The sequence below is a fragment of the Streptomyces sp. ID05-26A genome (assembly GCF_033794685.1).
Lineage (GTDB): Bacteria > Actinomycetota > Actinomycetes > Mycobacteriales > Pseudonocardiaceae > Lentzea.
On record NZ_JARAYZ010000002.1, the window covers coordinates 1344380 to 1358759 of the forward strand.

Sequence of the window (14380 nt, forward strand, 5' to 3'; positions counted from 1 at the left end):
CCTCTAAGTGAGCAGCAGCGGGATGACGACCCGCTCGCTGCGCAGTGACACGGTGATTTCCCATTGGCCGGCCATGAACAGGTCGACGCCCGCGACCTGGTACCGGCCGGGGGCCTGCGGTGCCGCGGTGATCGGGGCGAGCGCGTGGCCCATCTGCGGCATCGCCGGTTCGACCGTGACGTCGCCGTCCGCGGCGTTGCCGGAGCGGTCGGTGATCCGCAGGTCGAACACGTTGCTTCCGGTCTTGGTGCTGGTGGGCGTGAGCTCGAACCGGAGTTGCGCGCTTTCCGCGAGGTGCGGCCTGGCCTCGACGCCGCGCGGCCACAGCACCACGAGTGCCGCCACCAGCGCGATCACCCCGCCCACGACGGCGATCGACGACCGCTTCACTTCGAGACCACCTTCCCGGCCGGCACGTCGACGATCTGGGGCACGGTGACGATCGAGTAGTCGCGCTCGACCTGGATCCACACGAGGTACCTGCCCGGCAACGGGAACGAGTAGGTGAACGGCACGTCCGGCCCGTACGCGGCGACGCTCTCGTCCGGCTTGTCGGGCATGCCCGGGACCGGCGGGATCATCGAGTGCACGTGCGCCCAGATCGGTGCGTCGACCGCCGTGCCGGTCATCGGGCCGACGACGATCATGTGCCCGAGCATCCCCAGCCACGGCTGCAGGTCGCGCTCGCCGAACTTCGCGGTGATCGTGCTCGGCCTGCCCGCCTCGCGGATCTCCACCACCGTCTCGGCCTTCCCGTCGTGCCGCACCGCCTGTGCCGCACCGGAGACCTCGACGCTCGACCGCAGCAGCTGCACTCCCCCGCCGCGCCGGGCGATCTCGGCGGCGACGGCGTGGGTGCCCTGTTCGGGATCGGTCAGCCGGGCCCGGAACTCGCCGGGCGCCGTGCGGACCGGGTGCAGGTGGCGCAGGTGCCCGGACGGCGACACCACGACGAGGTGGACGAACGCGCTGTCGTGCACCAGCAGGTCGTCCACCGGCCGTCCCGACGAGCCGTCGGTGAGGTTGAGCACGAGGTCCCTGTCCTCCATGCGCGGCACCAGGTTCACCGGCGGCCGCGAGAAGTCCATGATGGACGTTCGCTCGTAGGGGTTCATCACGTTGTCGTACGTGGGATCCAGCTGCGTGCCCGGTGCCGCGACGGGCGGAATGCTCGGCGACAGCAACGCCGCCGTCACGCCGGCCGCGATCGCCGCGACCATGCCCGCCGTGGGCACCAGCGCGAGCCCGACCTTGCCGAACACCGCCAGCACCAACGCCGCCAGCAACAGCACGCCGGCCGCGATGAACCCGCCGTAGGTCGCGTTCTCCCACGGCGACGGCACGAGTGCGGGCACGACGAACGGAATGGTCGCCTCGTCGACCGCGAGCTCCCACGGTCCGGGCCGGTCGACGTGCAGTTGTCCGGGGTAGAACCCGGGCGTGGCACCGAGAACCACCTTGGTCGTGCTGCTCGCCGCACCCGCCGCGCGCAGGGTCAGCGACAGCTCACCGGCAGGCGTCCCGGCGTGCGTCACCACGTCGACGTGCACCGGCCCCGGCACCTCCGCGACCCGCCGGATGATCACCGTGAGGTCGCGTCCGCCGAGGCTCTGCGCGACGTGGATGTCGGCGCCGGACTGGGCACCGTCGGCCAGCGCCGGGGCCGCGATCCCCAGGATCGCCCCCAGCACGAGCAGCAAGGTCACACCACGTCGTTTCATCGCGACCGAACGTAGCGATCATGCCGGGCCCGCCGCGTCACTGCGGAGACGGAAACCGCATCCCCCGCGCGGGGGATCTCCGACCCCTGCGCAGCGGGAGGATCTCAGGGACGCCATGCGGCAGGATTGCGTCCGATGGATCTGATCAAGCTGCCCCTCAAGCACCAGTCGTGGCTGGTCGCGGCCGTGTGCATGGTCGTGGACGGCGGATTCGTGCTGCTCGACCGCGAACCGTTGGCGCAGACCGTGATCGTGCTCGTGCTGACGCTGGCCGTGGACGCGATGCTCGCCGGCCCCGCCCGGTTGTCCCTGTGGGTCGCGGCGGCGCAGGCGGCCGTGCCGGTGATCATCCTGATCTCGATGCGCAACGGGGTGGACGCCAACGACGCCGGTCTGCTGATCGCGGGCTACCGGGCGGGAGCGTGGCTGCGCGGCGGGCCCGCGTACACGGCGCTCGGGATGCTCTCGGCCAGCCTGATGGCGTGCATGATCCTCAACGGCCACACCCTGCTGACCGCGGTGCTGGTGGCGGCCAAGGGCGCGCTGCTGCCGTGGCTCGTCGGCCGCTACACGACGGCGCGGCGCGCGTACCTGGCCGAACTGGAGAAGCAGTCGGCGATGGCGGAGAAGGACGCGAAGGCGGCCGTCACCAAGGCGGTCACCGAGGAACGCGGCGCGATAGCCCGCGACCTGCACGACGTGATCATCCACCACGTCAGCGCGATCAACCTGCACGCCGGAGCCGCACGACTCGGCCTGCCGGACGGCAATCCGAAGCTCACGAAGTCGTTGCGCGCGGTCGAGACGTCCAGCCGCGCGGCCATGGTCGACCTGCGGCACCTGCTGGACCTGTTGCACGGCGACAACTCCGAGGGCGCCCGGCAACCGGGGCTCGACAACCTCGACGAGCTGCTCGACGGCGTGCGCGCGGCGGGCAGACCGGCCCGGCTCGAGGTGTGCGGGCCGCGGCGGGACGTGCCGGAGTCGTTGGACATCACGGTCTACCGGATCATCCAGGAGATGTTGACCAACGCCCTGCGGCACGGCGACGCGTCCGGCGTGACGGTGACCCTGGAGTACGGGCCGGACTCGCTGACCGTCGCCGCGTGCAACGTCACGGGTCCCGGCGACGACTCCGGCTCGGTGCGGCGGGGACTCGTCGGCATCCGCAACCGCGCCGGCATGTTCGCGGGCACCACCCGGTCCGGGCTCGAACCGGACGGCCGGACCTGGCGCACCGTCGTCACGTTCCCCCTGGAGGCGTCATGACGTTGACGGTGCTGCTGGCCGACGACCACGCGATGCTGCGCTCCGGCATGCGCGCGATCTTCGACACGCAGGAGGACCTGAGCTGCGTCGCGGAGGTCGCGGACGGCAGGGCCGCCGTGGCCGAGGTCGCGCGGCTGCGCCCGGACGTGGCGGTGCTCGACATCCGCATGCCCAAGCTCGACGGGCTCGGCGCCACGGAGATGATCCTGGCCGACCCCGCGAACCGCACGAAGGTCCTGCTGCTCACGACCTACGACACCGACGAGTACGTCTACCGCGCGTTGAAGGCCGGGGCCAGCGGGTTCCTGCTGAAGTCACTGCCGCCCGAGGAGCTGATCTCGGCGGTCCGGGTGGCGGCGCGCGGGGACGCGTTGATAGACCCGTCGGTCACGCAACGGCTGATCGCGCGGTTCGCCGTCAGCCTCGCGCCTCCCCCGACGCCGCCGGAGCTCGCTTTGCTGACCGCGCGCGAACGGGAGGTGCTGCAACTCGTGGCGGCGGCCTACAGCAACGCCGAGATCGCCGCGCGACTGCACGTCGGGGACGAGACGGTGAAGACGCACGTCTCGCGGGTGCTGTCCAAGCTGGGGCTGCGGGACCGGGTGCACGCCGTGGCGTACGCGCACGTGAACGGGTTGGTGCAGACCCGGCGCTGATCCGCGAAGACCCCTCGTGACCCCGCGGACCAGCGTTGTGGCTCAGCTTTGCCAGACCACTGGCGACTTCACGTAGTCGTCGCCGCGGTTGTACTCGGCCGCCGCGACCTTCAGGCCGTCCTGGGCCGCACTCAGCACGCACGTCTCGTAGGTCTCGCCGGACGCCTTGAACGTCCTCGGCGCGCTGGTGGAGTCGCACTTCGGGGTGTCGCCGCTGATGATCACGCCGGTGCCCTTGCCGTCCTCGCCGAGGCCGCGCAGGCCGATCGAGGTGAAGCTCAGGTCGGTGCCGCTCAGGTTCTCGACCTTGGCCCGCAGGTAGAACGGCGTGATGTTCTTGGCCTTCTCGCCGAACTTCGCCAGGTCCTCCTTCGCGCCCGCCTCGATGGCCGTGACGGTGATCGCGATGGTGCCGGTCTTGTCACCGGTGACCACGGGAATGACCGCGCGGGCGCCGACCTTGAGCTTCGAGCCCGGGGCCGTGACGTCCCCGCCGGCGGGGACGGCCGGCTTCTCCTTGGACGCGCTGGTCTTCTCGGTGCTCGTGGCGGTGGTGGTCGTCGTCGTGTCGGTGGCGGGGGTCGCCGTGCCGGTGGTCTCGGAGCCGCAGGCAGTCAGCAGCAGGCCCGCCGCCGCGACGGAGGCGATGAACAGGGGGCCACGGGCGTGCGTCACTGCGGGACTCCTCGGACTGCGGAACCTGGTTGCCCAGGACGTTAGGCCGGATGCCGGAACGGCGGTATCGGTCGTTCACACCACACGCGGCCGTCAGAGGTCGTCGAGGCCGATCAGCCCGTCCTGGATCGCCCGCGCGACGAGCGCGGCCTTCGTGGGGGCCTGCCTGCCGATCGCCGCGTACTTGACCCTGATCCGCTCCAGGTGGGAGTTCACCGTGCTGAGCGTGATGTTCAGGCGTTGCGCCACGAACTCCTTCGACTCGGACTGGAACCACTCGACCAGGACCTCGGTCTCGCGCGGGGACAGCGCGGGCCTCGTCTCCGACCGGTCGCCCGCCAGCGCGCCCGCGAGGGCCGGTGGTGTGTACGACTGCCCCTGCGCCGCCGCCTTCACGGCCTGCACGAGGTGGTCGGCGCCCTCGGCCTTCGTCAGATAGCTCAGCGCGCCGATCTCCAGGCACTGCAGGACGATCTCGTCGTCCGCGCGCATCGAGTAGACGACGACCCTGCGTCCGTCCTCGACGAGCTTGCGCAGCTCGGACGTGGCGGGCGCGACGCCGCCGAGGTGCAGGTCGAGCACGACGACCTGGGCCTGCGCGCCCGGACCGGTCCACGCGACCCCGGGGTCCTCACCGCTCGCCACGAGCTCGACGTCCGCCGTGGACAGCCAGTGCGCGACCCCCGCCCGCACGACGGGATGGTCGTCGACCACGACCGCCGTCACGTCGTCCGCCATCTCGCCTCGCTCCTCACCAGTCCGCTGTGGACACTCGTCTCGACCGTGGTCATCACCGGTCTGCCCGGCGCCGGGAGCGTCTCCGCCGCGTCGGCCACGACCGCCACGCGCACCTCGGTCGCGGTGCGCAGCAGACTCACCTTCGCACGTCCGTTCGCGACGGCGAGCGCCTGGGCCATCGGGGCGACCAGCTCCCGACGCACCTCCGTCGGAACCGGTGTGGCCGTGCCGCTCACGGCGAGCGAGACGACGACACCGCGCCGTTCGGCGACGTCCACACACGCGGTCAGTTCGTGCAGCAACGGGTCGGGCACGTCGTCGTTCTCCGCGAACAACCGTCGCAGCTGCACGGCCGCCACCGAGCACCGCAGCCTGGTCGTCTGGTCGGCCACGGTGGTCCGTTCGTCGGCCAGGTCCGCGAGCAGCGGCAGCAACGCTCCGAGCTGGCCCTCGAACCCGGCCCGCAGGTCCTGCTCCCGCCGGCGGGCCAGCTCTTCCCTGGTGCGCGCGGCGTCGTGCTCGGCCGCGGCCTCGGCGGCGAGGCGCGCGTCGCGGTGCAGAACGCGCGTGATCACCAGGACGCCGAGCTGGAAACTCGTGCCGCTGAGGATCACGACCCCGGCCGTGCCGACGTCGCCGCTCCCGTCGTGCGCGAACCACACGATGCTCAGGCAGATGTGCGCGCTCAGCGCCGCCACCAGCGCCGCCGGCCGTTCAACCAGCACCAGCAGCAGGTACCAGCCGACCAGCCCGAACGCCCAGTCCGCCGGTGCGAACGAGGTTCCGGTGGGCAGTGCGGTGGTCGCCAGCACCGACGCCGTGAGGGGTGCGACGGCGAGGTAGGCCGGTGTCGGCGTGGCCGCTGCGACATGTCCGGCCACGATCCCCAGCGCGGCGGTGAGCAGCCCGTAGGCGACCCAGGCCGCCGGGCCGTGCGCGTACCCGACGAGGGAGGGCAGGGTGAGGACGAGTTGGACGGCGAAGACGACGACCAGCAGGACCTGCCGGGTGATGGCGGAGACGGCGTGGTCGGTCATGGGCGGTCCGGCGTAGCTGGCGGGGACTCGCCGACTGTGGTGGTCAGGCCGGCCGCCGCGGTCCCGTCCGCTGCCGCGGCCCCGGACCTGCCGGCCGCGGCGGTCACCTCGGCCGCGACCCGATCCCCGGCGACCCACTCCAGCCGCACGGTGGTCCCCGCCGCCCCAGACTCGACCACCACGGCACCCCCGACCGCCTCGAGCCGCTCGACCACCGATCCCCGCAGCCCACGCCGGTGCTCGGGCACCTCGGCGGGCACGAACCCCCGACCGGCGTCCTCGACGACGACCACCGCGCCCCGCTCCCGCGTCACCGCCAGGTCGGCCACTCCCGTGCCCGCGTGCCGCTCGACGTTGGTCAGCAACTCCCGCACGGCCCGCACGAACTGCAGCGCCACCCCGGCCGGCACCGGCACGACCTCGGCCACCACCCGCACGTCCAGGGAACTGTCCCTCGCCACAGCCGTGAGCGCGGCCCCGAGGTCGACGGTCCCCTGCGCGTCGCCCTGTTCGGCGAGCACGACCAGGTCCCGGCGCGCCTGCGCCGCCACCTCCGACGGGTCACCGCCGTGCGCGGCCATCAGAAACGTCGACGCCGCCGTGTCGTGCAGCAGCGCGAGGTAGTCCCGTTCCCGCCTGACCTGGTCGAGGGCGACGGCCGCGGCCCGGTTCTGCGAGGCGGCCCGTTCCCTGAGCAGGTCGACGCGGCGGCTGGACCTGCGCAGCAACTCGTACGCCAGCCGTGCGAGCACCGACTCCAGCACCGCCCGCACGAGCACACCGGGGCCGGTCGTCACCACCTGCACCGCGAGCAGCGCGGCCGTCGCGGGCACGCTGATCTTCCACGACCACTGCCACTGCCAGGTGATCAGCGTCGTCGTGAGCACCGTGAGCACCCACTGGTCGGCGTCCGCACCGAGCAGCACCGACAGCAGCACGACCCGGAGGAACGCCACGGGCAGCGCCACGCGGGGGAACCGGAAGTCGGCGACCGAGCTCACCGCGACCGCCGCGCACAACGACCAGCCCAGCGGCGAGTTGAGCGAGAAGGCGCCGAAGAGGCTGATCAGGACGACACCGGCGCCGCGAACGGGACCCGCGAGGCGGGACACCGTCGCAAGCAGCCTCGCCTCCAGCACGTCAGGCATTCTGCGTCAGGCACCCGCCGGCCGCCCAACCGGGGCATATCGTCCGCGTATCGAAAAACGCGTACGTTCTCGCAACCGACGTTCCGCTTCACTGAGCCGTGCTCAACACCTGGCAGGAGTGGGTCGGTACGGAGACCGGGGTCGTGGTCGGCGCGGTGCTCGGGATACCGGTGGCCGTGCTCGCGATGCTGCTCCTGGCCCTCTACCGCAAGTTCACCCGGTACCCGCGCCCGTGGCGGACGGCCCTCGCGGACGTCGGACTGTTCTACGGCACGCTGCCGTGGGTCTGGATCATCATGCTGCCGGGCGCCGAGCCGGGCACCGCGGGCGAGCTGAGCCTGGTGCCGTTCGCGGACCTGATCGACCTCGTCGAGCACCGCGACTCGGGCCAGATCATCGGCAACATGCTGGTGTTCGCCGCACTCGGGCTCTTCGCCCCGCTGCGGTTCGCGGCGCTGCGGTCGGTGTGGCGGGTGCTGGCGTTCGCGGCGGCCTGCTCGGCGGTGCTGGAGATCCTGCAGTTCGTGCTGCGACTGGACCGGGTGTCCTCTGTGGACGACGTGCTGCTCAACGCCGTCGGCGCGGCACTGGCCTCGCTCCTGTCCTGGTGGTGGTGGCGCCCGAAGGCCGCGCAGGTCGAGGAACGGCACCTGGTCGCGGTGTAGATATGCGGACGATATGCCGCGCTGCCTAGGCTGGAAGACATGCGCGTGCTGATCGTCGAGGACGAGCCACACCTGGCCGAAGCCGTCCGGGACGGGCTGCGGCTGGAGGCGATCGCCGCGGACATCGCCGGGGACGGTGCCACGGCGCTCGAGATGCTCAGCATCAACTCCTACGACCTGGCGGTGCTCGACCGCGACATCCCGGGGCCGTCCGGGGACGAGGTGGCGCGGCGGATCGTCGCGTCCGGCAGCGGCATGCCGATCCTCATGCTCACCGCGGCCGACCGGATCGACGACAAGGCGTCCGGGTTCGGGCTCGGCGCCGACGACTACCTCACGAAGCCGTTCGAACTGCGGGAACTGGTGCTGCGGCTGCGGGCTCTCGCCCGCCGGCGCGCGTACGCGCGGCCGCCGGTCAGCGAGATCGGCGGGTTGCGGCTGGACCCGTTCCGGCGCGAGGTCTTCCGCGACGGGCAGTACGTCGCGCTCACCCGCAAGCAGTTCGCGGTGCTGGAGGTGCTGGTCGGCGCGCAGGGCGGGGTCGTCAGCGCCGAGGAACTGCTGGAGCGGGCCTGGGACGAGAACGCCGACCCGTTCACCAACGCCGTCCGCATCACGGTCTCCGCGCTGCGCAAGCGACTCGGCGAACCGTGGCTGATCGCGACCGTGCCAGGCGTCGGCTACCGCATCGACGCCGATGCCTAGACAGGCGGGCCTCAGCGCGCGGCTGAAGCTCACCCTCAGCTACGCGGGCATCGTCATGGTGGCCGGCGTCGTCCTGATCGCCGTGGTGTGGCTGTACCTGCTGCGGTTCGTCCCCGACAACGACCAGGGCCTCCTCTTCACCAACCCGAACCACTACCTCCTCAGCCGCATCTTCGGCCGCGCGGCCGCCATCGCCATGGTGTTCCTGGTGGCGTTCGGCCTGCTCGGCGGATGGCTGCTGGCCGGCCGGATGCTCTCCCCGCTCACCAAGATCACCGACGCCGCGCGACTCGCCGCGCAGGGCTCGCTGTCACACCGGATCCGGCTGCCGGGCAAGACGGACGAGTTCCGCGAACTCTCCGACGTCTTCGACGACATGCTCCACCAGCTCGAGTCCCACGTGGCCGAGCAACAACGCTTCGCCGCCAACGCTTCCCACGAACTGCGCACCCCGCTGGCGATCTCGCAGTCGCTGCTCGACGTCGCGCGCCAGGACCCCACCCGGATCAACGGCGAACTCATCGACCGCCTGCACACCGCGAGCCGCCGCGCCATCGACCTCACCGAGGCCCTGCTGCTGCTCAGCCGCGGCGACCGGGGCGGGTTCGGCCGCGAGCCCGTCGACCTGTCCCTGATCGCCGAGGAAGCCGCGGAAACCCTTCTTCCCCTGGCGGAACAGCGCGAGGTCGCGCTCGGTGTCACCGGCGAGACCTCGACCACGGCCGGGTCGGCGGAGCTGCTGCTGCGAGTGGTGACGAACCTCGTCCAGAACGCCATCGTGTACAACCTCCCGACCGGCGGCGCCGTCACCGTCCACACCGAACCGCAGCACCAGGCGTGCGTGCTGCGGGTCGAGAACACGGGCCCGGTGATCCCGGTGGACGTGGTGCCGACGCTCACCGAGCCGTTCCGCCGCGGGGCAGGGCGCGTCCGCGGCGACGATCACGCAGGTGTCGGCCTGGGCCTCGCCATCGTGCACAGCATCGTCCGCGCCCACGACGGCGCCCTCGACGTCGCCGCGCGCCCGGAGGGCGGCCTGCGCGTCACGATCCGGCTGCCCAGCTCCTGAGCCGGGGCTGGATCTCGTCGAAGAACGCGGTCTTGGCGCGCGTGTAGTCGTCGTAGTCCGGCTCACCCGCGTGGGCGGCGGCGAGCCCGCGCTTGACGTCCTCGTAGCGCCGGGCCTGCTCGGGGTTGCTCCGCAGCCAGTCGCGGAAGTCCACGACGAACCGTGCGAACGGCGAGTCGGCGCGCCGGACGTGGAGGATCGCGCCCACCTCCGGTGAATGGAACAACCGCTTCTCGTAGGCGAAGTCCTCGGCCTGGTCCCCCGGCCTCCTGTTGTCCCTGTGCACACCTGGCGAGTCCGGGCGCGAACCGTGCGCCGGCACGAACGGCGTCGGCGCCAGGAGGTCCGCCAGCCGGTCGAGCGACGGCAGGTCCGGGATGCACACCTGGAGGTCCACGATCGGCTTCGCGCCGAGACCGGGCACCGCGGTCGACCCGATGTGCTCGTAGCCGAACCCGTCCGAGCCGGGCAGTGGCGCGAGCGCCGAGCGCACCCCGGCGAGGAGGTCCCGGGCGCGCAGCGGCCAGGCGGTGTCGTATTCGACGATGACAGCGGAAGACATGCCTCGACCTTAGCCCGATCGGGGAGGTCGCCGGAGAACGCTTTCCCGTTACACCGCCACTTTGCGCTCTCCATCAATTCGCTGAATGCGACGGAGGCGTTCGACCCTATGCGTTGCGCCCATTCGAGGATCACGATTGTTCGTCTTCTGTTGTGACGGGAGGGCACGATGACCGAGCCGCGTGGCACGGTGACCGGCAGCGGCCAGTTCCGCGTCGGACCCGAACTCAGAACCGGCGTGATCGACACGCTGGGCCAGGGCGCGAAAGCCGTTCTGTACACCGAGGTCGACGGTGAGCCGATGGTCGAGGGCGACATCGTCCTCACCCTCGTGCAGGAGGGCGACGTCCACCCGGACGGCGTGATCATCCCTGGTCAGCAGTTCCGCTGGCCGAACGGGCGAGTGCCGTTCGAGATCGACCCGAACCTGCCGGACCAGGCCCGCGTGCACAACGCGATCGCACACTGGCAACGCAACACGCGCATTCGCCTGGTGCCGAGAACCGCGACGGACACGAATTTCATTCGTTTCCAGCCCGGCGGCGGCTGCAGTTCTCCGGTGGGCATGAGGGGAAACCGCCAGAACATCACGTTGGCGGCCGCCTGCGCGACCGGAGCGACCATTCACGAAATCGGGCACAGCGTCGGTCTGTGGCACGAGCAGAGCCGCGAGGACCGCAACAACTTCGTGAGGATCGACTTCACGAACATCCAGCAGCAGAGCGCCCACAACTTCAACCAGCACATCACCGACGGGGACGACGTCGGCCCGTACGACTACCACTCGATCATGCACTACCCGCGGTGGGCGTTCGCGGTCGACACGAGCCGCGACACGATCACCCCGATCCAGAACGTCGAGATCGGCCAGCGCGAGGGACTCAGTCCCGGCGACTGCGCGGCGGTGCGGGCGATGTACAGCGGCCTCGAACCGGCGGCGGTGTTCCGGGGCGTGCAGTTCACCGGCTCCGTCCCGGCCGGCACGACGAAGCGCTGGTTCACGCACAGCTGGCCCGCGCACTGGTACGTGCTGTGGACGGTCGTGCCGACGGCGCCCGCGGTCGACGGAGGCGCGCAGATCGAGTGGACCACCCAGGTCACCCGGCAGTCCGGCGGGCTGCTCAAGTACTTCCTCGCCATCACGAACCTCACCGGCGGACCCGTCGACGTCGAGGCCCGCTACGACGTGCTCGGCTGGTCGCCGAGCGCCCTGTGAGAGGAGCTGCCATGAGCGCCGACCTCGACGGCGGGGCCGCCCCCGCGTCACTCGACGACCTGGTCCTCGCCGAACCGCTCGCAGCCGCGGACGACGGTGGTGCCGCACCGGATGCCGCCGACGACAGCGAGGACGCCGTCGCCGAGGAGGCCTCGCACGCCGCCGAGGACGCCGGCCCCGCGCCCGAATCCCGAGAGTGAAGGGGGAATCCCGATGCGACTTGGTGTGCAGTTCCGAGGACAGGTGCCCGGCGGGACGTCGCGGCGCTGGTTCACCCACAGCTGGCCGGAGGGCTGGCGGGTCGTGTGGATGGTGGTGCCGACGTGGCCGATGGTCGACGGCGGCGCGCAGATCGAGTGGAAGGTGCAGGTCGACCGGCAGGCCGCCGGGTTGATCAAGTACTTCATCGAGATCCGCAACCTCACCGGCGGTCCCGTCGACATCGAGGCCCGCTTCGCCGTCCTCAACTGATCCGGTGCGCGGCGTCGTGGTGATCCCGGCCGGCACGCCCGCATTCGGCCGGGCGGTGCTGCGGGTGCGGCTGCTCGACGTCACGCTCGCCGACGCGCCCGCGGTCACGTTGGCCGAGCACGTCGGCGAGTTCTCCCGTGACTACACGGCCGAGCAGCGCGTGCCGTTCGACTTCGGCCTGGCTGATGGGTCGATGCTGTCCGTCGCCGCTCACGTCGACGTGAGCGGCGACGGACAGGTTCGTCACGGCGATCTGGTGACCACCAGCGCCGTCGAACCGTCGGACGGGGTGGTCGTCCGGGTCGAGCCGGTGTAGCTCACCGCCGGTAGACGCCGAGCTCGTAGAGCGAGTAGCCCCAGCCGGTTCCGCGCTGGGTGGCGTGCAGCCGGACGTAACGGCCCGTCGCCGTCACGTCGATCGAGTCCACGCCGCCGTTGCCGGTCGTCGTGCCGTAGACCGAACGCCAGTTGTCGCCGTCGTCGGACACCTGGATCTCGTACGCCCGCCCGTAGGCGCCCTCCCACACCAGCTGCACGTGCTGGAACGTGGTGACCGCGCCGAGGTCGACCCGGAGCCACTGCGGGTCGGCCCAGTCGGTGGCCCAGCGCGAACTCCCGTTGCCGTCCACGGCGTTGGACGGCGGGTAGGGGGCACCGTCACCGACCTGCTGGTAGGACGAGGCCGTGGTGGGCTTGCCCTGCGCGACGTTCGTCCCGGCCGGTTGCGGTGCGACGACCCGCACCGACCTCGTCTCGATGCCGATGTTGCCGCGGCCGTCCTCGGCCAGGACGTAGACCTTCCACACGCCCAGGCGATCGGGTGCCGTTACGGTGAGCCGGTTCCCGTTGACCTGCACCGGGGTTCCGGCCAGGCCGCCGCTGTTGTCGATGTACTTGCTGTTGAACGCCGCCGACCACGCGATCGCGTCACCGTTCGGATCGGACGCGGCCACGTCGATGGTCAGCGGAGCCCCGGCGGCGATGGTCTGCGGCAGGTTCATCGCGGAGATCACCGGCGGGGTGTTCGCCGGCGTCGCACCGCCGAAGGCCCGTTGCACCGCGTAGAACGACAGCCGCTTCTTGCCCGCGGGCGTCAGGTTGAACCACACCGCGCCGAAGTCGTACTCCGTGCCGTAGTGGAACAACGTGCCACCGAAGGAGACTCCGGTGTGGCCGGTGATGCAGTTCCACGCCTGGGTGTACCCGTCACGCTTCTGCACGTCCGTCGGCTCGGACGGCACGCCGTTGGCGTCGTTGGGCACCTCCCACTCCCCCGCCGGACCGGCCTCGGTGAGGATGTACGGCTTCGTGTAGCCACCGGAGATCCAGTCCTGGCGCACCTTGCAGACGTTGCCGTAGGAGTTCACCGAGTACAGGTCGAGGTCGGGAGCGTGTGCCTTGAGGTACACCCACGCACCGGTCCACGCGTCCGTGTTCGTCACCGGGTGGTTCGTGTCGATCGCGTGGATCGCCCGAGCGGCCTCGTTGACGTACTTCGCGTACTCGACGCGCTGGGTCTCCAGCTCGGCGCCGGAATAGCAGTTCTGCAGGCCCAGGATGGACTCGTTGCCGACGTTCCACATGAGAACACCGGGGTGGTCCTTGTAGGCGGTGACCCACTGGCGGATCTGGCCGAGCATGTCCGCCTTGTACTGCGCGTCGGTCACGTAGTTCACGCAGCCGCCGGAACCGGGACCGCCACCGGGCTGCAACCAGAAGCCGTTCATCACGCGCAGACCGTTCGCGGCGGCCGCGTCCAGCAGCGGACGGGTCGAGGCGTCGGTGCCCCACGTGCGCAACGTGTTGACACCCATGGACTTCAGCTCGGGCATGTACCTCGCGGCGTCCGCGGCCGGCGGACCCCACGTCAGACCCTTCACCGTCCACGGCTGACCGTCGACGGTGAGCTGCCAGTTGCCCTGCGAGCCGGTCACGCGCACGCCGGTGCCGGGCTGCGGGTTCGAGCCGCCCTGCTCGCCGTAGACGCGGAACTCCCACAGCGAGATGCCGTAGCCGTTGGCGCGCTGGGTGGAGTGGACGCGGACGTACCGGCCGGTGCCGGTGACGTCGAAGCCCTGCCTGCCACCGGTGCCCCCGGTGACGGACCTGATCGACGACCAGGAGTCGCCGTTGGCGGAGACCTGGATCTCGAAGTTCGTGGCGTGGGCGGCTTCCCAGTCGAGCTCGACCCTGGTCACGGCCGACGACGCGCCCAGGTCGACCCGTAGCCACTGCGGGTCGCTCCACGCGCTGGACCAGCGCGTGCCCGGGTCACCGTCGACCGCCGCCGACGCGGGGGTGCCCGCGCCCTCGGTGGACGACGCGGTGACGGGTTTGCCTTGGGACAGCAGCGACGGCGCGGCACTGACCGCGGCCGGTGCGACCGCGAGTCCCACGAGCACGGCGAGCACCGTGCCGACGGAGCGGAGGCGGAACATTGCGTCTCCTG

At 71.2% G+C, this 14380-nt stretch carries 17 protein-coding genes; 9 read left to right on the forward strand and 8 right to left on the reverse strand.

Annotated elements, in window-relative coordinates; translation table 11 throughout:
- Window positions 1-3 precede the first annotated feature (3 nt).
- Together PV646_RS21900 and PV646_RS21905 are read right to left on the reverse strand one after the other, a co-directional pair.
- Window positions 4-390, reverse strand: coding sequence for a FixH family protein (locus PV646_RS21900; protein ID WP_500344027.1), 387 nt, complete (start codon window positions 388-390; stop codon window positions 4-6).
- Entirely contained in the window at window positions 387-1721 is a 1335-nt protein-coding gene (locus PV646_RS21905) for a DUF8832 domain-containing protein (protein WP_500344028.1), read from the reverse strand. The genes PV646_RS21900 and PV646_RS21905 overlap by 4 nt, the downstream gene beginning before the upstream one ends.
- A 135-nt stretch (window positions 1722-1856) precedes the next feature.
- Here PV646_RS21905 and PV646_RS21910 point away from each other — a divergent pair, with 135 nt between their 5' ends.
- A complete protein-coding gene (locus tag PV646_RS21910; RefSeq protein WP_500344029.1) occupies window positions 1857-2990 on the forward strand; it encodes a sensor histidine kinase in 1134 nt (377 codons plus the stop codon).
- A complete protein-coding gene (locus PV646_RS21915) occupies window positions 2987-3646 on the forward strand; it encodes a response regulator (protein ID WP_500344030.1) in 660 nt (219 codons plus the stop codon). The genes PV646_RS21910 and PV646_RS21915 overlap by 4 nt, the downstream gene beginning before the upstream one ends.
- A gap of 42 nt (window positions 3647-3688) precedes the next feature.
- On the opposite strand, the gene PV646_RS21920 is transcribed toward PV646_RS21915, so the two are convergent.
- From PV646_RS21920 to PV646_RS21935, 4 genes are all read right to left on the reverse strand, one after another.
- Window positions 3689-4321, reverse strand: a complete 633-nt coding sequence (locus PV646_RS21920) for a hypothetical protein (protein ID WP_500344031.1) — start codon at window positions 4319-4321, stop codon at window positions 3689-3691.
- 93 nt (window positions 4322-4414) lie between these two features.
- A complete protein-coding gene (locus PV646_RS21925; RefSeq protein ID WP_500344032.1) occupies window positions 4415-5059 on the reverse strand; it encodes a response regulator in 645 nt (214 codons plus the stop codon).
- Window positions 5044-6096 carry a hypothetical protein gene (locus tag PV646_RS21930; protein ID WP_500344033.1) on the reverse strand — a complete coding sequence of 351 codons (1053 nt, stop codon included), beginning with the start codon at window positions 6094-6096 and terminating at the stop codon, window positions 5044-5046. The genes PV646_RS21925 and PV646_RS21930 overlap by 16 nt, the downstream gene beginning before the upstream one ends.
- The gene (locus PV646_RS21935; RefSeq protein ID WP_500344034.1) at window positions 6093-7244 is read right to left on the reverse strand and encodes a sensor histidine kinase; all 1152 of its coding nucleotides are present in this window, start codon (window positions 7242-7244) and stop codon (window positions 6093-6095) included. The genes PV646_RS21930 and PV646_RS21935 overlap by 4 nt, the downstream gene beginning before the upstream one ends.
- A 98-nt stretch (window positions 7245-7342) precedes the next feature.
- Between PV646_RS21935 and PV646_RS21940 the strand changes: the two genes are divergently transcribed.
- From PV646_RS21940 to PV646_RS21950, 3 genes are read left to right on the forward strand one after another with little or no spacing between them, the layout of a single operon-like run.
- Window positions 7343-7909, forward strand: coding sequence for a VanZ family protein (locus PV646_RS21940; RefSeq protein WP_500344035.1), 567 nt, complete (start codon window positions 7343-7345; stop codon window positions 7907-7909).
- A gap of 39 nt (window positions 7910-7948) precedes the next feature.
- Entirely contained in the window at window positions 7949-8614 is a 666-nt protein-coding gene (locus PV646_RS21945; RefSeq protein WP_500344036.1) for a response regulator transcription factor, read from the forward strand.
- Window positions 8607-9683 carry a sensor histidine kinase gene (locus PV646_RS21950; RefSeq protein ID WP_500344037.1) on the forward strand — a complete coding sequence of 359 codons (1077 nt, stop codon included), beginning with the start codon at window positions 8607-8609 and terminating at the stop codon, window positions 9681-9683. The genes PV646_RS21945 and PV646_RS21950 overlap by 8 nt, the downstream gene beginning before the upstream one ends.
- Here PV646_RS21950 and PV646_RS21955 read toward each other — a convergent pair.
- On the reverse strand, window positions 9658-10245 hold the full coding sequence (locus PV646_RS21955; protein WP_500344038.1) for a GrpB family protein: 588 nt from the start codon (window positions 10243-10245) through the stop codon (window positions 9658-9660). The genes PV646_RS21950 and PV646_RS21955 overlap by 26 nt on opposite strands.
- A gap of 168 nt (window positions 10246-10413) precedes the next feature.
- Here PV646_RS21955 and PV646_RS21960 point away from each other — a divergent pair, with 168 nt between their 5' ends.
- From PV646_RS21960 to PV646_RS21975, 4 genes are read left to right on the forward strand one after another with little or no spacing between them, the layout of a single operon-like run.
- The gene (locus tag PV646_RS21960) at window positions 10414-11460 is read left to right on the forward strand and encodes a M12 family metallopeptidase (protein ID WP_500344039.1); all 1047 of its coding nucleotides are present in this window, start codon (window positions 10414-10416) and stop codon (window positions 11458-11460) included.
- A gap of 11 nt (window positions 11461-11471) precedes the next feature.
- Window positions 11472-11660, forward strand: a complete 189-nt coding sequence (locus tag PV646_RS21965; protein ID WP_500344040.1) for a hypothetical protein — start codon at window positions 11472-11474, stop codon at window positions 11658-11660.
- 13 nt (window positions 11661-11673) lie between these two features.
- Window positions 11674-11931 (forward strand): hypothetical protein, encoded by a 258-nt coding sequence (locus PV646_RS21970; RefSeq protein WP_090003930.1) that lies wholly within the window; start codon window positions 11674-11676, stop codon window positions 11929-11931.
- Between the two features lie 4 nt (window positions 11932-11935).
- Window positions 11936-12247 carry a YbaY family lipoprotein gene (locus tag PV646_RS21975; protein ID WP_500344041.1) on the forward strand — a complete coding sequence of 104 codons (312 nt, stop codon included), beginning with the start codon at window positions 11936-11938 and terminating at the stop codon, window positions 12245-12247.
- A 1-nt stretch (window position 12248) separates the two neighbouring features.
- Here PV646_RS21975 and PV646_RS21980 read toward each other — a convergent pair whose 3' ends face one another.
- Window positions 12249-14369 (reverse strand): discoidin domain-containing protein, encoded by a 2121-nt coding sequence (locus PV646_RS21980; RefSeq protein ID WP_500344042.1) that lies wholly within the window; start codon window positions 14367-14369, stop codon window positions 12249-12251.
- Window positions 14370-14380 lie beyond the last annotated feature (11 nt).